Below are 18,344 nucleotides of genomic sequence, written 5' to 3'. Positions count from 1 at the left end.
AAACCACCGACGGCAAAAAGACAATGCGGCATCACAGGTTGCGCGCCACCAGCGCGCGAACCAGCGCCCAATCCGCGTATTCGCAGAAGTCGATCATCATCGTGCCGCACGCCCCGGGACGTGCCGCGAGCCGCTCAGCCAGCCTCACGTTGATACCACGCTGATTGGCCCGCTCACCGCCGCAAGCCACCCGAAAGGGATTCGCCCCCATACCGGTGCCGCTACAGAAATTGATCACCCAACGCACATCGCCGATCCGCTCAGTGCGTTCAAGCAAGGCGTCGATTCGCTGAAATTTGTAATCGATGGATGCCTCGACCGGAACGCGATACTCGTCCTGGATCGCAAACCACGCGCCCGCCGTGTCGATTTCGAATGTCGCGTTATCCGGCCACGCCGTGAGGTCGATCCCCACCGGCGATACGCTGGCGAAACGCCGTAACAGAACGATCGCGCCACGCACGTCGCCCAATCGCGGAATCGACTCGCCGAGATACCAGCGAACATGCGCCGAGTACCGCGCGACATACGACGCGAACGTCTGCGCAAAGCTGCGCGTGCAGTCCCGGTCGCCACATTCGTCCTTCACCGACATCACGATGCACTCGCCCGGATGCCGCACGAAAAACGCCGCACACGTCGCGATGACCTCGTCGAACCTCAGCCCTAACGCAATGCGCTGATGATTGATGTGAAACACATCGTCCTCGTGACGACAGCGAATATCGAGCACCCGCACGCCGCGCGCCAGTTGGACCGCCAGACTCGCACGCTGCGTCCGGGCAAGCGCGTCGTCCACGGTGTAAGCGCACGTGTCGTGACTGCCGGGTAACGTGAGGCAGTTGAGCGGGACGTCGTCACGCAGATCCGTCATCCAGGCGGTCGGCGCGACGCGTGCTACCGTTGCATCTTGTTCGTTCGTCATCTTCTTGCCCTTTTCGTCGTGCACGCTGCGCGAAGCAAGCTTTGCGTCCCCTTACTCGCCACGCCATGCCGAAGAAACAACCGTCCTGGGTCACCGCAGCCGACGTCGCCCGCCACGCGGGTGTGTCGCGCTCCACCGTCTCGCGCGCGTTCTCGCCGACCGCCAGCATCGCCCCGGAGACCCGGGCGCGCGTCATGGAAGCCGCACGCTCGCTCGGCTATCAGGTCAATCTGATCGCCCGCGAAATGATCATGCAGCGCAGCAGCATGATCGGCGTCGTCACCGCTGGCTTCGAGCCCCCCTTCCGCGCCAAACTCCTCGCACAAATCATTGCCGCTCTCGGCCGTCACAAACTCACCCCCATCGTGGTGAACGCGGAAGATCCCGTGCAAATCCAGCAGTCGCTCGACACGCTGCTAAGCTACCGGATCGGCGGCATCGTCATGACGTCGGCCTCTGCGCCGCTCGGCCTTGCCCGCCAGTACCTCGAAGGCGAGATTCCGGTCGTGATGATCAACCGCGCGTCGAACCTGCCCGGCGCAGACGTTGCAGTGAGCGACAACGCCGAAGGCGCCGCGCTCGCGGCCCGGCTCCTGATCGACGCCGGCGCGACACGCCTCGCCTTCGTCGGTCCGACCAAACCCAGTTACAACGGTCGCGCCCGCTGCGCTGGCTTCCTTCGCGCGACGCAACACATCGCCAAGGAAGACCCGACGCTCGCTCACCCGGTCCAAACCCGCAGCACGCCCGGCGATACCTACGAATGCGGCGTCGCCGCAGCGCATGTCCTGCTCGCGCCGCGCGAGCGTCAAGCGCCGCGCCCCGACGGCGTGTTCTGCTCGTCCGATCTGCTTGCGCTCGGCTTCATCGACACGGCGCGCCGACATTTCGGCATGCGCGTGCCGGAGGACGTCCGCGTCGTCGGCTTCGACGACATTCCCGCCGCGAACTACGACAACTACCAGCTCACGACCATCGTTCAGGACACGCATGCGCTGGCGGACACCGCCATCGAATTGCTCGTCGAGCGCATGAACGCATTCTCGGGCGTCTCGCGAACGCGCATCGTCCCGGTCACGAGCGTCGTGCGGAAAACCTGCGCCTGACGATCCGGACCCCGCCCTCCCTCATCACTTGAGTCGGCCGGAAAATCCGTGCAGCAAGTAGCGCTGCACGTATCCCGCGACGGCCAACGTCGGCAGCGACGCGATCATGCCCACGCTCATCAGATCGCCCCAATCGATACCGTTCTCCGTGACGTAGCCCGCCACGGCGAGCGGCAAGGTGAACTTGCTCGGCGACGAGACGAACAGCAGCGCAAGCAGAAACTCGTTCCATGCGGCGATCAGCACGAAAATGGCCGTCGCGACCAACCCCGGCGCACACAGCGGCAACATGATGTCCACCAGCCGACGAAGGAGCCCCGCCCCGTCGGTACACGCCGCTTCGTCGTAATCGACGGGAATCTCACGCACGAACGCCAGCAGCATCCGGATCGACAGCGGCAGCGTGTACACCTGATAAGCGAGCATCAGCCCGACTTCCGAGTCGAGCAGATGCAACGTCTTCGCCAGCGAAAACAGGGGCACGGCGACAGTAATGGGCGGCATCAGCTTGACCGCCAGCACAAGCATCAGAAACACCACGTCGAGCCGCCCCGGGAAGCGCAGGCGCACCAGCGCGTAGGCCGCCGGAAACGCCAGCGTCAGCGACAGCAGTGTCGTGCCGCAGCTCACCAGCAGGGAGTTGAGCACCTGACGGCCGATGCCGCTCTCCCATACGGTCTGGAAGTGCTGCAAGGTCGGTGTCTGCGGCCACAGCGCCAGCGGATGATCGAGACGCTCCAGCGTCGGCGTGAACGCCGCACCGAGCATCCAGACACACGGCAACAGCAGCATCGCCAGCGCAGCGATGCGCAACGTCCAGAGCAGCGTTTGCTGCCCCGACCGGCGGAACGTGAGAGACACGGGAGACGGCGTACCTGCACTCATCGCGCCCCCCGCTTACGAATCGACATCCAGACATTGACCGAGACGAGCATGGACGCGAGGAGCAACATCAGCACGGACGCCGCACTCGCCGGTCCCACACTGAAAAAACGAAATCCGGTGTCGTAGACGTACGTCGACAGTGTCTGCGTCGCATTACCCGGGCCGCCGCCGGTGAGCGCGTAGACCTTGTCGAACAGCTTGAACGTGTCGATCGAGCGCAGCAGCATGGCCAGCACGAACTGCGGCACCAGCAGCGGCAGCGTGATGTCGCGCAGACATTGCCACTCGCTCGCGCCGTCGGTGCGCGCCGCTTCGAACAGCTCCGGATCGATGGACTGGATCCCCGCGAGCACGATCAGGAACGCCATGGGCGTCCATTGCCAGACGTCCACAAGAATCAACGACCAGATCGCAAGCCCCGGATCGGACAACCATTGCACACCCGGAAGACCGAACTTCGCGAGCAGCGCGTTCAGGAACTCGCTGAAATTCAGCCAGTTACGCCAGATGGCGGAGCACACCAGCGTGGAGAGCATCATCGGCAGAATCAGCAGCGGCATGACGAAGCGTCGCCCGCGAAACGCTCGGGAGAGCAGCAATGCCAACGCTGCGCCGAGCACCACTTCGCACACCGACGCCACGATCGTGAAGTGCAGCGTGTTGAAGAAACTCGCGGCGAAGTTGTCGTCGGCCAGCACCGTCCGATAGTTCTTCAGCCCGGTGAACGCCCGGTGTCGCGACGCGTAGTCGACCTGGAAGAACGAATCGAACAGCACTTGCAGTACCGGATACAGCGCCAGCACGGCGATGACGAGGAATGCAGGCCCCACCAGCCAGATCAGGGGCCACCAGCGACGTGCAGCACGCATGGAATCGTCGGGACGTTAGTTGGCCGCAGTCGTGAGCACCGGCGCGATCTTTTGCGACGCCTGACGTAGCGCAGCTTCCGGCGTGAGTTGCCCGGTCATCACGAGTTGCAGGGCGTCGCCCAGCAAGCTCTCGATCTGCTCCCAGTGCTTCACACGCGGACGCGCACGCCCGGCTTCAAGCGCCTTCAACTGATCCGGATACCAGCGGAATTGCTTCACGAGCGCAGGATCTTCGAACACGCTCTTGCGCGTGGGCGGAATGCCCATGACGGCCAGACGCGTCTGCGTTTCGCGCGACGTCAGATACCACCGGCAGCGCGTACAGATTGCCGTTCGGCGCACGGCCGAGCGCCACGGTCGATGCGACCATGTCGGCGTCGACCAGCGTCGCAGGCAGCGGCTTGAGCCAGCCGTTGGCCATGAATTCGGGCGACCACGTGTCGTCCATCATCACGAGATCGTAGGCGCCCGTGCCCTCGCGCATCGACAGCTTCAGCTTCTGATAAAGGTTCGCGTTCGGCAGCTTGAGCAGCTCGATGTCGGCGGACGGATGCGACTTCTTGAAGCCAGCAACGGCTTCGGCGAGGCCCTTGCCGTAGATATCGTCGCGCCCGGCGATCACGAGATCGGCCGCGCTCGCGCTCGTCGCCACGACGAACAAGCCCACGGCGGCGGCAACAGCGGCTGACAAAGCGCGCAGACGAATAGACAGTTTCATGCGATCTCTCACTGGGTTGACGATGGCATCGAGCTTTGTTTGCACACGTGTGCAAACACATCACTGAAAAATGCCGCTTGCATGGCATGACCGTCATTCTGGCGAGGGATCGTTAAAGAATTGTGGCAGGCGAGATGCCCGGCCTCGCTAAAGTTTTTGGCTTACGTGCCGAAGAAAGATCTCATGCCCCGAAAAGTTGAGCATTGATGTCGCACCATTAGCGCTCTGCGACGAAATGCACGACCCGGGGTACACGCGGGGAAAGGCAGCGGTACGCCTTGGAAGTCAGATGTCGAGGAGAAAAATTATATGTTGGCGAAAGTAGTACTGGGCACGCTCGCCGGTGTGGTGATGATGCACGCGGCGCATGCCGACGAAGCGGGAGACTGGATGACGGTGGCGGAAACGTCGAAGTCAGTCTGGCAGGGAAAGCGCGGTAGCGGTGCGATGACCAATGTCGACGGCAAGAAGAACAACGGTTACAAGTACCTCTATCAGAAGAGGAACAAGGCCAACAACACCTACGACTACGGGCAGGCCGTTGTGCTGCTCGAAGCGTGCCGAAAGGGTTACGGGTTCGTGTACTACAACGGCATGGAAGGCCAGTACGTGAGCAAGGACCAGTTCGTGCGATTCGGCCCGACGGTGGCCGACAATATCGGCACCATGGCCTGCCTGAGCTGGGACAACGAGACGGGGCAAACCTCGCTTGCCGAGAAAAAAGACGCTTGGGAGTTCGTCGCGTCGGTCAAGGATTCGGGCAACAAGGTCTATCTGAAGAACGATACAGCGCGCAAGCGTACGTACAAGGGCAAGCCGTCTGTGTCGATTCTGTCGCGCTTCGACAATCTGCGCGAAAACACATTCGATTACAACGAAATCGTCATTGCGTCGGCGGATTGCGAACGCGGTTACGGCACGCTGTACGAACTGAACTTCGACGGCGGCGTTTCCGACAAGTGGGACATGGCGCTGAACGGCAAATCGGTCGCATCGGCGGTCGGCGATGCCGTCTGTAGCAAAAGATGATTCACTGAATCGTTGGCAGCCAAAAAATGGGCGCATCACTGCGCCCATCTTCTTGAGTCACGACGAATTACGCATCCGGACGCGTGCCTTTCACCACCGCCGCCGCGTGTCCGGCAGCGTCACCATGACGACGCCCTGCCATCTCGCTGCTGCCCGGGTCGCCCACTGGCAGACGGTGATTTTCGATGTCCTGCACGACCTGAATTGCCGTAGCGTCGATGCCGTCGGTCAGCGGCTTCGGATCGAGACCGATGCCCAGCACCATCACGGCCATTGCGCCGAGCAGCGCGAACTCACGGCGGCTCACGTCCTTGAGCGACGCCACACGGGCATTGCCCACACGACCGAAGATCACGCGCTTGTACATCCACAGCGTGTAAGCCGCGCTCAGCACCAGCGTGAGCGACGCGAGCGCGCCGATCCAGAAGTTCGCCTTGATCGCGCCCATCAGCACGAGAAACTCGCCCACGAAGCCCGACGTGCCCGGCATACCGACGTTCGCCATCGAGAACAGCATTGCGAAAGTCGCGAAGCGCGGCATCGTGGCGGCCACACCGCCATAGGCATCGATGGACGAGCTACCGGTGCGGTCATACAACATCCCCGTGCACAACAGCATGGCGCCCGACACGATGCCGTACGAAATCATCTGCATCACGGCGCCATCCGTCCCCATCTCGGAGAAGAGAAACAGCCCCAGCGTCACCAAGCCCATGTGCGCCACCGCCGAGTACGCCAGCAGCTTGCGCAAATCGGTCTGCACCAGCGCCACGAGACTCGCGTAAATCACCGCGACCAGCGAGAGCACCACCATCAGCGGCGCGAGGAAATGGCTGGCGTCCGGCAACAGCGGCAGGTTAAATCGCAGCAGGCCATACCCACCCAGCTTCAACATGCCGAGCATGACCGCCGCGCCGGTCGGTCCGTCGAGGTGCACCTCCGGCAGCCACGTGTGGACCGGCCACATCGGCACCTTGACCGAGAACGCGCCAAGAAAACCGATGAACAGCATCACCTGTACCGCGAGCGGCAGATGCAGCGTCTGCCAGCGAGCGATGTCGAAGCTCTGCGTCTGCATGTACAGATACAGCATCGAGACCAGCATCATCAGCGAACCGGTCAGCGAAAAGAAAAAGAACTTCACCGCTGCGCGCGTGCTGTTAGCCCGCCCGTAGACGCCGATCAGCAGGTACAACGGCAGCAACGTGGCTTCGAAGAAGACGAAGAACAACATGCCGTCGTGCGCCGTGAAGACGCCCTGCATCAGACCGGAGAGCACGAGGAAGCTGCCGAAGTACGCGCTCATGCGCGTGGTCACGGCGCGCCACGAAGCGAGCACGACGATGATCGTCGTCGCACCGGTCAACGCCACGAGCCATAGCGAGATGCCGTCGATGCCCACATGCCACGACGCGTCGAACGCGTCGATCCAGCGGAAGCGCTCGACGAACTGCAAACTGGAAACAGGGGTCCGGAAGCCACGCACAAGCGGCACGAGCGGCGCAGCCGAAATGACAGCGGCGACGAGCGACGCCCAGCGAACGGTATTGGGGAATCGATCCTGGCCGAGCAGCATGACGAGCGCGCCAGCCACGATGGGAAGCCAGATCAGAAGGGACAGGATGGGAAACATTGGGGGGGTCCTGGTGTGCCGCAACAAAAAACGAGCGCAATTGCGCTACGTCGACGGCGCCAGGGATGAACCTCCCCCGCGCGCATCGCGAGAGCGAAACGCGCAAATCAAGGCTTTTCAATGCCTCCAGGAGGGGACGCCGGGCGCTGGGGCGTCAACGAAGGTGGCAAGCATACGCGTCCGAAATACATTTTGCACCGCAGCAAATTTTACAAATGATTGCGAGCGCTTCGTCCGACCGGCCGGTTGGCGATTGTCGCGCGTGAGCAGATGTCACGCGTGCGCCAGAAACCTTGCGCGTCGTTCAGGCCTTCGGACGACGCAGGTCGAACATCGGACCGATCTCGGCATAGTCGCCGAGATAGCCCGCGCGCATGACCGGATGCGCTTTGGCCGTATCGAAGAGACCGTCTTCGCTCAGGAACTCGCGACGAATGTGTACGCCAACCACCTGCCCCAGCGCAAGCCAGTTGTTCATCGGCTTGCCGTCCAGATCGTGCATCCGCACGATTTGCAGCAGCTTGCATTCGAGCGACGCGGGCGACTCTGCCACGTGCGGCACGTCCACATTGACGCCGGGGGCTTTGGTCAAGCCAGCCAGTTCGAATTCGTCGACCTCGTGCGGCACGGGGGCAGACGTCCGGTTCATCTGCTCGACGAGCGACTTGCTCGTCAGATTCCAGACGAACTCGCGCGTGGCCTCGATGTTCGCCAGAGAGTCTTTGTAGCCCTCGCTGCAAAAACCGATGATGGCCGGGAACGAAGCGAAGGCGCCGAAGAAGCTGTAGGGCGCAAGGTTGACGCCGCCTTGCGCGTCGCGGCTCGAAATCCAGCCGATCACGCGCGGCGCGACAATCGCCTTGAATGGATCGTGAGACAGGCCGTGGCCTTTGGCCGGGTCGTAGAAGTGAACGTCGTCGGGATGGGACATAAGGGTCAGTCATCAACTATGTTGCGGGATTGCGTCGATGCTATCGCACTCTGCAAGGTTGCGTCGGCCGACCGCTTCATCGCCATTCGCCCGTGCTCACGCAGACGCCCCACGCCCGAGCCGCGCAATCAGTTCGCCATGTGCGGGCCACTGCGCGGCGAGGGCCGCCGGGTCGGCCATCTCGAAGTCTTCGAAAGCGAAGCCCGGCGCGACGGTGCATCCGACCAGCGAAAGACTTGTCGACGGTGCGGGCTGCGCCGCGAACCAGTGCCCTGCGGGCACCACATGCTGCAACTGTTCGCCGTTCTCGACATCGTGTCCGAGACACGTTGTCGTGAGCTGGCCGGACGGATCGATCTCGTGAATCCAGAGCGTGCCGCCGAGATGAAAGTGCCAGACTTCGTCGCTGCGAATGCGATGAAACGCGGAAAAGTCGTTCGCTTCGAGCAAGTAGAGAATCGCAGTGGAGACGCTGCGCGGACCGGAGAAACCACCCGGCAGCGCATCGGCGGCGACCGTGCCGGCGGCGCGATACGTCTCGCGATAATGCCCGCCCTCGGGGTGTGGCAAGAGCTTCAGCGAGGCGACGAGATCGGCAGCGGACGGCATATCGGACTCCTTGTAGGTCAGTCTGGGGGGAAACAATGCTGGCGCGCACGATGCCGATTCATCAGTCGAAACGATCATTCCGACCCTCAAAACCCCCATCTGCGTCGCGCGATCCCGTCACCTTAGCCCAAAATGCGCACGGGCAAAGGGTTCCGGACATGACCGCGTGGGAGTCGGCGAGTTTTGTCGATTTGTGCGACGATTGCCATGTTGCGTCGCGCAAGGCGACGCGTTTTTCATTGCACGCGCCGCTTTGGCGCCGTCAGATCATGCCTGCCACTCTCAAGATTGACTTTGTCTCCGATGTCGCGTGCCCGTGGTGCGCCATCGGTCTTGCCTCATTGAAGACGGCGCTCGCCCGTCTGGGCAACGAGGTCGAAGCCGACCTGCACTTCAGCCCCTTCGAACTGAATCCCGACATGCCCGCCGATGGTGTGCCGCTTGCCGACTATATGTCGCGCAAGTACGGCCTCTCCCCCGAACAGCTGGCGCAGAATCAGGCGAACATCGGAGCCCGCGCCGCCGCCGAGGGATTCCCGATGCGCATGGATCTGCGCACGCACGCTTACAACACGTTCGACGCGCATCGTTTGCTGCACTGGGCGCAGACGGTGGGCAACGACAAGCAGCTTGCCCTCAAGGAAGCGCTGTTCCGCGCGTACTTTGTCGACGGCAAGCGCACGAGCGATCCCGAAGTACTCGTCGACGCCGTGCAACAGGCCGGTCTCGATACGGCTCGCGCGCGCGAGATTCTGTCGACGCAGGAGTATGCCGACCAGGTGCGTGCGCTGGAGCGTCACTATCAGAATCTCGGGATCAGTTCGGTACCGGCGATCATCTTTAACAATCGCCATCTCGTGAGCGGTGGTCAGCCGCCGGAAGTCTTCGAGCAAGCCATTCGTCAGATTGTGGCCGAGGGCTGATCCGTCATGTCGTCGTTGCCTCCGACCGCCGACACATCGGCGGTAAGCGCGCCGCCCGCTCCTGCCGCGGCGCAATTGCACGAGCCTCCCGCCACCGGACGCGGGCTCGCCATGACGGCGATTCTGCTCGCCGTCTCGCTCGCCAGTCTCGATACCGCCATCGCCAACACGGCCTTGCCGCAGATGGCGCTCGATCTGAATACGACGCCGTCCGCGTCGGTGTGGATCGTCAACGCCTACCAACTCGCGATGGTCGCGACGCTGCTGCCCTTCGCATCGCTGGGCGAACGCGTAGGCCATAAGCGCGTGTTCATGTGGGGCGTGGCGGTGTTTCTGGCCGCGTCGCTGCTGTGCGCGCTCTCGCCATCGCTCGGCTTCCTTGCGGGTGCGCGTGTGATGCAAGGCGTGGGCGCTGCGGCGGTCATGAGCGTGAACATTGCGCTGATCCGCTTCCTGTATCCGGCAGCGCAGTTGGGACGCGGTGTCGGGCTGAACGCGCTGATCGTCGGCATCTCGTTCGCCATCGGGCCGACGGTCGCGTCGCTCGTGCTGGCGTTCGCAAGTTGGCCGTGGCTGTTCCTGATCAACGTGCCGACGGGACTGCTGGCGCTCGCATTCTCGCGTCGCAACCTGCCCGACACGCCGCGCAGCGAACACAAGCCGGACATGATGGCGGCGTTGCTCAATGTACTGACGTTCTCGCTGCTGATCTTTGCACTCAGCCAAAGTGCACAACAGGCCGACTGGCATCTGACGCTGGCCTGCTTCATCGGCGCGCTCGTGTTCGGCTGGGCGTTGATCCGACGCGAACGCGGCCATCGCGCGCCGATGCTGCCGGTCGATCTGATGCGTCTACCGGCGTTTGCCTTGTCGACGCTAACAGCCATCTGCGCATTCGCGACGCAAGGGCTGGGGCTGGTCTCGCTGCCCTTCTATTTCGAGAACGTGCTGCATCGCAGCCCTATCGAGACGGGTTTCCTGATGACGCCGTGGCCGTTCTTCGTGGCGGCGATAGCGCCGGTGGCCGGACGCATGTCGGATAAGTATCCGCCCGGTGCACTGGGTGCGATCGGACTGGCGATGCTGAGTGCGGGCATGGCGTTGCTGGCGATCATGCCCGAGCATGCGCAGTTGTGGGACATCGGCTGGCGCATGGCGTTGTGCGGGCTGGGCTTCGGCTTATTCCAGTCGCCGAACCTCAAGGCGTTCATGCACAGTGCACCGCCGGAGCGCAGCGGCGGCGCGAGCGGGATGGTCGGGACGTCGCGTCTGCTGGGGCAGGCGACGGGGGCGGCACTCGTCGCACTGGCGCTGGGCCTGTTCGGCACGCACGGTTCGACGTGGGCATTGGCATGGGGGGCAGCGTTTTCGGCAGCCGGGTGTCTCGCCAGCGGTTTGCGACTCGTTGGAAAGCGCGCGCACTGACTTAGGTTCGATGCCGTCGTAAAACAAAGGTTCATCGCGCAATAGCGTGGAGGGATTTGACAAGTTTTCGTACTCTTGATGGCAGGAATTTGCCATCAGGAGTGCGTGGAGATGCTGGATCGCAAGCTGCTGGAGTCGCTGGGAGGCTGGCAGGGCTATGCCGTCGAACGCGTGGAGTGGCCCGAGGGCACAGGGCGCACGCTGTCGATCTATTTGAAGCCAACCGCCAAGGTGATGCTGTGCGAGCAGTGCGGCGCACGATGTCGCCAGGTCCATGAGACCACGGTGCGCCGGGTGCGAGATCTGCCGTTATTTGAGTACCGGGTTGTTCTTCATGTTCCACGCCGGCGCTTGTTGTGTGAGCAATGCGGTGGCCCGCGCCTGGAGCGGCTTACTTGGCTGGGTCGCTACCAGCGGGTGACGGATCGGCTTGCGGCGGCCTGCAGCCAATTGCTGCAATCGAGCAACGTGCAGGCGGTGGCGAGGTTCTTCGAGCTGGGTTGGCATACCGTCAAGACGCTGGACAAGGCCCGGCTCCGAGCGTCAGTGCGCGAACCGGATTGGTCCAGGATCGAGTATTTAGCGATGGACGAGTTCGCCCTGCATAAAGGGCATCGGTACGCGACGGTAGTCGTCGATCCGATCAGCAGGCAGGTGCTGTGGATCGGCCCAGGACGCTCACGCGAGACGGCTCGGGCGTTCTTCGAGCAATTGCCGCGTGGGGTCGCCCAACGCATCAAGGCCGTAGCCATCGACATGACTACGGCCTACGAGTTAGAAATCCAGGCCCACTGCCCACGGGCGGAGATCGTCTATGACTTGTTCCATGTCGTGGCCAAGTACGGACGAGAGGTCATTGATCGGGTGCGCGTGGATCAGGCCAACCAACTGCGCCAGGACCGTCCCGCGCGCCGGGTCATCAAATCGAGCCGCTGGCTGTTATTGCGCAACCGCGACAAGCTAGACCGGCAGCAGGCCGTCCGGCTCGACGAATTGCTGCAAGCCAACCAGCCGCTGCTGACGGTCTATGTCCTGAGGGACGAACTCAAGCGGCTCTGGTTCTACCGAAGACCTGCCTGGGCAAAACAAGCCTGGCACCACTGGTGCGAGCAGGCCGAGCAAAGCGGAATAGCCCCCTTGAACACCTTCGCTCAGCGTCTGAAAGGCTATCTGCATGGCATCCTGGCCAGATGCCGACATCGTCTAAACACCAGCATCGTTGAGGGCATTAACAACACTATCAAGGTCATTAAGCGGCGCGCCTACGGCTACCGAGACCAGGAATACTTCTTCCTCAAAATCCGCGCCGCCTTCCCCGGTAATGCTCAATGAACCAAAACAAAGCCCCGCCGAGCGCGGGGCTTTGTCGTTTTGGCGTCATGCGGGAGTTGCCCCCACCGCCGACTCACTCCACCGTCACCGATTTCGCCAGATTCCTCGGCTTATCCACATCCGTCCCACGCGCGACGGCTGCGTGATACGCCAGCAACTGCATGGGGATGGTGTGAAGAATCGGGGAGAGCAACCCGTAATGTTCGGTCAAACGAATCACCTCGATATCCGGACCCGGCGATAACCCGCAATCGCTGTCGGCGAAAACGTACAGCTTGCCGTTACGCGCGCTCACTTCGTGCATGTTCGATTTCAGCTTCTCCAGCAGACGGTCGTTCGGTGCGACCGCCACCACCGGCATCTCGTCGCTGACCAATGCGAGCGGCCCGTGCTTGAGCTCCCCCGCCGGATACGCTTCCGCGTGGATGTACGAAATCTCCTTCATTTTTAGCGCCCCTTCCATCGCTACCGGGAAGTGCAAGCCGCGTCCGAGGAACAGGATGTCCTGACGTCGCGTCAGTTGCTCTGCCCACGCGATGATTTGCGGCTCAAGCGCCAGCACCTTGGCAATTGCATCCGGCAAGTGACGCAATGCCTTCAGATGCTGCTGCTCGTCCTCATCGGACAATCGTTGACGGCTCTGCGCCAGCGTCAGCGCCAGAATGAACAGCGACACCAGTTGCGTCGTGAATGCCTTGGTCGACGCCACACCAATCTCCACCCCCGCCCGTGTGAAGAACGTCAGCGCACACTCGCGCGCCAGTGCGCTCGTCGCCACGTTGCAGATCGCCAGCGTGTGCAACATCCCGCGTTGCTTGGCGACGTGGACCGCACCGAGCACGTCCGCCGTCTCCCCGCTCTGCGAGACCGCGACGACCAGCGTCTTCGGATTCGCCACGCTGTCGCGGTAGCGATACTCGCTCGCGATCTCCACGTTCACCGGCACCTGCGCGAGACTCTCGATCCAGTACTTCGCTGTGAGCGCCGCATGGTAGCTGCCGCCGCAAGCCAGCAGTAACACCGAGTCCACCGCATTGAACACGCGCCACGCGTTATCGCCGAACAACTCCGGCATGATCGACGTGACGTCCAGCAGCGTATCGGCCACTGCGCGCGGCTGCTCGAAGATTTCCTTCTGCATGTAATAGCGATACGGTCCGAGATCCGCCGCGCCACTATGCGCCGCCACCCGGTTCACCGCGCGCTCCAGGCGTTGTCCCTGAGCATCCACGATCCAGTAGCGATGCAGTTGCACGTCCGCGACGTCGCCGTTCTCCAGATAGACGATTCGGTCGGTGACGTTGGCGAGCGCAATCGCGTCGGACGCGATGAAGTTCTCGCCGTCACCGACGCCGAGAATCAAGGGCATGCCATCGCGCGCCCCGACCAGACGATGCGGCTCGTCGCGACAAATCACCGCAATCGCGTAGCTGCCGCGCAGTCGGGCCGCTGCCGACTTCACCGCTTCGAACAAGTCGCCGTCATACAGATGATCGATCAGATGCGCGATGACCTCGCTATCCGTCTGGCTCGCGAAGACATAGCCCTGCTTCTCGCGCGACGCACGCAGTTCCTCGTGGTTCTCGATGATGCCGTTGTGCGACAGCGCAATGCGCGGGGTCTCGGCATTCGGCGAGAAGTGCGGATGCGCATTGTCGGTAACGGGCTTACCGTGTGTCGCCCAACGCGTGTGGGCAATGCCGGTGTATCCGGTCAAGCCGAGACGAGCGACTTCTTCCTGAAGATTCGCCACGCGCTCGACGCTACGGGCACGCACCAGGTCACGCTCGCGATACAGCGCGACACCACACGAGTCGTACCCGCGATACTCCAAACGCTTCAGACCGTCGACCAGAGTGGGAATGATGTCCCGCTGCGCGACCGCGCCGATGATTCCACACATAACGCTTCTCCGAAATGATTCGTTGCCAGCCAGTGAAGCGATGGTAGAGTTGGCGCAATGAAATTAAGCATCAATTTTTTTGATGATATGAAATTTAAATTCATATATCTACCAGTGTGAAATAAAATTTCACTCAATCAGCATCTGCCCGGAAACCTCATGCCAAGCCTCACCCTCGACGATCTGGACCTACGCATCCTCGGCGCACTGCAACAGGACGCATCGATCTCGAACCTGGAACTGTCGCGGCGGGTGCACGCGTCCGCCCCCACCTGCTTGCGACGCGTGCGCGCGCTCCGGGAGGCGGGTGTCATCGCCCGCCAGATCGCCATCGTCGACGCAGCGAAGCTCGGGCCGACACTGACGGCCGTCGTCGAGGTGAGCCTCGACCGGCAGACCGCCGAGGACTATGACGCTTTCGAGACCTACATCTGCGACGAACCCGCCGTCACGCAGTGCTATCGCGTCTCGCCGGGGCCTGACTTCGTCGTCATCGCCGAGGTCCGCGACATGACCGCCTATGACGAACTCGCCCGACGGCTCTTCAAAAGCTCGGCCAACATTCGCAACGTGCGCACCTTCTTTTCCACGCGTCGCGCGAAGTTCGAAGCGAATGCGCCTGTGACGCCGGTTCATCCGAATCCTTCTCGCTGAATGAAAATGTTCATTCGAACATTCGATATCGTCATTTGAATGTCACTCTCGGCTGTCAAAGTGGCGCCCATTCCAGAACGAATGCGCCACATCACGACCGCCCGATGGACCTTTCAGACCGTCAGACCCGCATCGTCGCCCTCTTTCGCCAGCACGGCGAAATGAGTGTCGACGCCCTCGCCGAGCACTTCAGCGTTGCCACGCAGACGATTCGTCGCGACGTGAATGCGCTATGCGACGCGAATGTGCTGCGCCGTTATCACGGCGGTGCGCGTCTGATGACGCCGGGAGCCAACCAGCCCTATGAAGTGCGGCGGGTGCGCAACCTCGAAGCCAAGCTGCGCATCGGTCACGCCGCAGCCGAACGCATTCCGGACGGTGCGACCGTTCTGCTCGGCATCGGCACCACGCCGGAACAGGTGGCCGTGGCGCTCGTGCATCGCAAACGTCTGTGCGTCATCACGAACAATCTGCGTGCCGCACTGGTGCTGGCGAGTAACCCGGAACATCGCGTGATCGTCCCCGGCGGCGAACTGCGCTCACCCAACCCCGAGATTCTGGGCGACGAAGCCGACCGGCTGTTTCGTGCCTATCGCGCCGACGTGGGCGTGTACAGCGTAGGCGGCATCGACGACGACGGCACGCTACTCGATTACGACCGCGTTGAAGCGGCCTCGCGCGAAGCACTGCGAGACGCCAGCCGCTATCGCATTCTCGTTACCGACGCGTACAAGTTCACTCGCAAGCCCAGCGTGCGCGGCGGGCAGCTCGACGAGCAGGATCTCGTCATTACCGACGCCCCGCTGCCTGCCCCGGTGAACGCTCGCGTTTGCGGCGACTCGCCCGAAATTCTCGTCGTTTGATTAGACCGCTTCGACCACTTCGTCGCTCATCGCTGACACCTTCGCTAGAGACCGCACATCATGCCATCCGCTTCGTTTCGCGCTTCCACCGTCCGCCTCGCGGCCATTAGCGCGGCCACCCTCGCCTGCGTTTTCGGCACGCTTGCGTCGTCTGCCGCCAGCGCCGCCCCGTTGATCGTTGCGCATCGCGGCGGCACGGGCGACACCCCCGAAAACACCGTACAAGCCTTTACCAACGCGCTGCAAAACGGCGCGCAGGCACTTTGGATGACGGTGCAGGTCACGCGCGACGGCGTCCCCGTGATGTACCGTCCGGCCGATGTCTCGGCGCTCACGGACGGTCGCGGCAAGCTCGCCGATCTCGACTACGCCGACGTGAAGAAGCTGAACGCCGGTTACGCCTTCGCCCGCAAGGACGCCAACGGCCAGACCGTCTATCCCTTTCGCGACCACCCGCTGCCGATCCCCACGCTGCGCGAAGCGCTGGCCGCCGTGCCCGCCAACGTGCCCGTACTGCTCGACATGAAGCAGACGCCTGTCGCGCCGCTGGTCGAAGCCGTCATCCAGGTGCTCGACGACACGAACGCCTGGTCGCGCGTACGTCTCTACTCGACGGAAGCGGAGGCGACGGACCGCATGCGCGCCCGTCGTCCGCAGGCGCAGCGCTTCGAGTCGCGCGACGCCACCCGCAACCGTCTGGTGGCCGCCGCCCTCGCGGGCCAGTGCGCCGCGCCGCCCGCACCGGGCACTTGGGCAGGCATCGAATTCCATCGACAGGTGGAAGTGGTGGAGCGCTTCACGCTCGGTGAAGGCGTGTCGAAGATCGTCGCGAACTGGTGGACGCCCGCCGCCGTGCAATGCTTCAAGTCGCGGGGCGACGTGCACCTCGTCGCGTTCGGTGTCGAAACGCCGCAGGACTTTGAGGCCGCGTCGCAGTTGGGCTTCGACGCCGTGATGACAGACTCCCCGGCGCGTTTGCGCGCCGCACTGTCGAATCAGGGGAAAGACGCCGCGAAGTAATACGCGCACTCACGGCAGAACAACATAAGAACGTAGCGCCCGGGACGCGCATCGATATCCGACGCGCCCCGACTTCCCGCCGATCCTCTGCCTTACGCATGCGGGAAGTTCAGCTTCATATTTTTAGGATTCCTAATTTCTCATGTGACGCGAAACTCCGGGAAACGACATCGGAACGCGCTTCACCCTTTAGCCTCACCTCGCTCAGGAAACACGCCATGAAGGTTTTTGTCCACTCGCCCCTCGCCCGTGCCGTCGCACTGGTCATCGGCTGCAGCGCCGCTGCGCTCGCGCACGCCCAGTCCAACATCACGCTCTACGGCATTGTCGACGGCGGCGTCGGCTACGCCAGCAATGTCGCCAGCGTGACCCGCGCAGGTGCAGCAGGCCGCCCGGCCACCATGACCGGGGCGTCGAACTACGCGTTCCAGAGCGGAACGTGGCAAGGCAGCCGCTGGGGATGCAGGGCACGGAAGATCTCGGCGGAGGCCTGAAGGCACTGTTCCGTCTCGAGAACGGTTTCAACCTCGGCAACGGCACCGCCAGTCAGGGCGGCGCAGAGTTCGGCCGTCACGCGTATGTCGGCTTGCAGGACAAAGCGTATGGCACCGTGACGCTCGGCCGTCAGTACGATCCGCTGATCGATCTCGTCGGCTCCGTCGGCGGCACCGCACTGCTCTCGGGCGTTGCCGCGCACCCGGGCGACGTCGACAACCTCGACCACAGCTCGCGCGTGAACAACAGCGTCAAGTACCGCTCGCCGACATGGGGCGGCTTCACGTTCGGGGCGATGTACGGCTTCGGCGGGCAGCCCGGCACGATGGGACGTCAGAACACCTGGGGCTTCGCCGGACAGTATGCCAACGGCCCGCTGACGTGGGGTGTCGGTTTCTCGCACGCCAACAACGACAAGGCGAGCGCCACGGACACGACCATCGGTAGCTGGGCAGGCTCGTCGGAGTCGGCCTTTGCGTCGTCGATCAATGCGGGCTACGCCAGCGCCAAGGCGCGCGACGTGATCGCCACGTCGATGACCTACCAGATCGGCAACACCACGCTGGGCGCGAATTACAGCCACACCGAATACTCGGCGGGCACGTACTCGCGCTTCACGCGCACGGCGAAGTTCGACACGGTCGGCGTGCTGGGGATGTATCGCTTCACGAACGCCTTCCGTCTGGGCGGCGGCTATAGCTTCACGAACGTGAACGCTCCGGCGGCGAACGCTTCGGGCGCGAAGTATCACCAGTTCAACCTGGCCGCGTTCTACAACTTGTCCAAGCGCACGGAGTTGTATGCGCTGGCGGGCTATCAGAAAGCATCGGGCAGCACGCTCGACGCCTTCGGCAACGTGATCGACGCGACCGCCTCCGTCGGCGACGCGGCGAACGGCATGTCGTCCGCCACCAACTCGCAGACGGTCGTGCGGCTGGGCGTCAGCCACGTGTTCTGAAGCAGGAAAGCTGAAAGCAGCGATTGAGCGCAACGGCCGACGACGACATCGGCCGTTGTCATCCAG

The 18,344-nt window shown here is 62.9% G+C and carries 15 protein-coding genes and 2 pseudogenes; 9 read left to right on the top strand and 8 right to left on the bottom strand.

The window, feature by feature from the left end; all coding sequences use genetic code 11:
* Positions 1-31: 31 nt before the first annotated feature.
* On the bottom strand, positions 32-925 hold the full coding sequence (locus tag MB84_RS07940; protein WP_157122661.1) for a phosphatidylinositol-specific phospholipase C: 894 nt from the start codon (positions 923-925) through the stop codon (positions 32-34).
* Positions 926-990: 65 nt separating this feature from the next.
* Here MB84_RS07940 and MB84_RS07935 point away from each other — a divergent pair, with 65 nt between their 5' ends.
* Positions 991-2,031, top strand: coding sequence for a LacI family DNA-binding transcriptional regulator (locus tag MB84_RS07935; RefSeq protein ID WP_046291390.1), 1,041 nt, complete (start codon positions 991-993; stop codon positions 2,029-2,031).
* Positions 2,032-2,055: 24 nt separating this feature from the next.
* Here the strand turns inward: MB84_RS07935 and MB84_RS07930 are convergent, their stop codons facing one another.
* From MB84_RS07930 to MB84_RS07920, 3 genes and pseudogenes are all read right to left on the bottom strand, one after another.
* Positions 2,056-2,916 (bottom strand): carbohydrate ABC transporter permease, encoded by an 861-nt coding sequence (locus tag MB84_RS07930; RefSeq protein ID WP_046291389.1) that lies wholly within the window; start codon positions 2,914-2,916, stop codon positions 2,056-2,058.
* Positions 2,913-3,785, bottom strand: coding sequence for a carbohydrate ABC transporter permease (locus tag MB84_RS07925; protein WP_046291388.1), 873 nt, complete (start codon positions 3,783-3,785; stop codon positions 2,913-2,915). The genes MB84_RS07930 and MB84_RS07925 overlap by 4 nt, the downstream gene beginning before the upstream one ends.
* Positions 3,786-3,800: 15 nt before the next feature.
* Positions 3,801-4,503 (bottom strand): annotated as a pseudogene (locus MB84_RS07920) (extracellular solute-binding protein).
* A 309-nt stretch (positions 4,504-4,812) separates the two neighbouring features.
* Here MB84_RS07920 and MB84_RS07915 point away from each other — a divergent pair.
* Positions 4,813-5,532 carry a hypothetical protein gene (locus MB84_RS07915; RefSeq protein ID WP_046291387.1) on the top strand — a complete coding sequence of 240 codons (720 nt, stop codon included), beginning with the start codon at positions 4,813-4,815 and terminating at the stop codon, positions 5,530-5,532.
* Between the two features lie 67 nt (positions 5,533-5,599).
* On the opposite strand, the gene MB84_RS07910 is transcribed toward MB84_RS07915, so the two are convergent.
* The 3 genes from MB84_RS07910 to MB84_RS07900 all read right to left on the bottom strand — a co-directional run bounded on the left by MB84_RS07910 (position 5,600) and on the right by MB84_RS07900 (position 8,705).
* The gene (locus MB84_RS07910; protein ID WP_046291386.1) at positions 5,600-7,165 is read right to left on the bottom strand and encodes a complex I subunit 4 family protein; all 1,566 of its coding nucleotides are present in this window, start codon (positions 7,163-7,165) and stop codon (positions 5,600-5,602) included.
* Between the two features lie 304 nt (positions 7,166-7,469).
* Positions 7,470-8,096, bottom strand: coding sequence for a flavin reductase family protein (locus MB84_RS07905; RefSeq protein WP_046291385.1), 627 nt, complete (start codon positions 8,094-8,096; stop codon positions 7,470-7,472).
* A 96-nt stretch (positions 8,097-8,192) separates the two neighbouring features.
* Positions 8,193-8,705, bottom strand: a complete 513-nt coding sequence (locus tag MB84_RS07900) for a cupin domain-containing protein (RefSeq protein WP_046291384.1) — start codon at positions 8,703-8,705, stop codon at positions 8,193-8,195.
* A 269-nt stretch (positions 8,706-8,974) separates the two neighbouring features.
* On the opposite strand from MB84_RS07900, the gene MB84_RS07895 reads away from it, so the two are divergent.
* The 3 genes from MB84_RS07895 (at position 8,975) to MB84_RS07885 (ending at position 12,385) form a co-directional block, all read left to right on the top strand.
* Positions 8,975-9,628 carry a DsbA family oxidoreductase gene (locus tag MB84_RS07895; protein WP_046293545.1) on the top strand — a complete coding sequence of 218 codons (654 nt, stop codon included), beginning with the start codon at positions 8,975-8,977 and terminating at the stop codon, positions 9,626-9,628.
* A 6-nt stretch (positions 9,629-9,634) separates the two neighbouring features.
* Positions 9,635-11,053: an MFS transporter gene (locus MB84_RS07890; protein WP_046291383.1), complete on the top strand. Its 1,419-nt coding sequence runs from the start codon at positions 9,635-9,637 to the stop codon at positions 11,051-11,053.
* 111 nt (positions 11,054-11,164) lie between these two features.
* Positions 11,165-12,385, top strand: a complete 1,221-nt coding sequence (locus MB84_RS07885; protein WP_046289972.1) for an ISL3 family transposase — start codon at positions 11,165-11,167, stop codon at positions 12,383-12,385.
* Positions 12,386-12,458: 73 nt separating this feature from the next.
* Here MB84_RS07885 and glmS read toward each other — a convergent pair whose 3' ends face one another.
* Positions 12,459-14,288, bottom strand: coding sequence for a glutamine--fructose-6-phosphate transaminase (isomerizing) (gene glmS / locus MB84_RS07880; protein WP_046291382.1), 1,830 nt, complete (start codon positions 14,286-14,288; stop codon positions 12,459-12,461).
* Between the two features lie 159 nt (positions 14,289-14,447).
* Between glmS and MB84_RS07875 the strand changes: the two genes are divergently transcribed.
* The 4 genes and pseudogenes from MB84_RS07875 to MB84_RS07860 all read left to right on the top strand — a co-directional run bounded on the left by MB84_RS07875 (position 14,448) and on the right by MB84_RS07860 (position 18,278).
* Positions 14,448-14,942, top strand: a complete 495-nt coding sequence (locus MB84_RS07875) for an Lrp/AsnC family transcriptional regulator (protein WP_046291381.1) — start codon at positions 14,448-14,450, stop codon at positions 14,940-14,942.
* A 104-nt stretch (positions 14,943-15,046) separates the two neighbouring features.
* Positions 15,047-15,805 carry a DeoR/GlpR family DNA-binding transcription regulator gene (locus MB84_RS07870; protein ID WP_046291380.1) on the top strand — a complete coding sequence of 253 codons (759 nt, stop codon included), beginning with the start codon at positions 15,047-15,049 and terminating at the stop codon, positions 15,803-15,805.
* 60 nt (positions 15,806-15,865) lie between these two features.
* On the top strand, positions 15,866-16,825 hold the full coding sequence (locus MB84_RS07865; protein ID WP_052653034.1) for a glycerophosphodiester phosphodiesterase family protein: 960 nt from the start codon (positions 15,866-15,868) through the stop codon (positions 16,823-16,825).
* Positions 16,826-17,043: 218 nt separating this feature from the next.
* Positions 17,044-18,278 (top strand): annotated as a pseudogene (locus MB84_RS07860) (porin).
* Positions 18,279-18,344: the final 66 nt, after the last annotated feature.

The sequence above is a fragment of the Pandoraea oxalativorans genome, from assembly GCF_000972785.3.
Classification (GTDB): Bacteria; Pseudomonadota; Gammaproteobacteria; order Burkholderiales; family Burkholderiaceae; genus Pandoraea; species Pandoraea oxalativorans.
The sequence above is the reverse complement of the archived record's forward strand: the minus strand, read 5'-3'. Positions and strand labels throughout refer to the sequence as shown.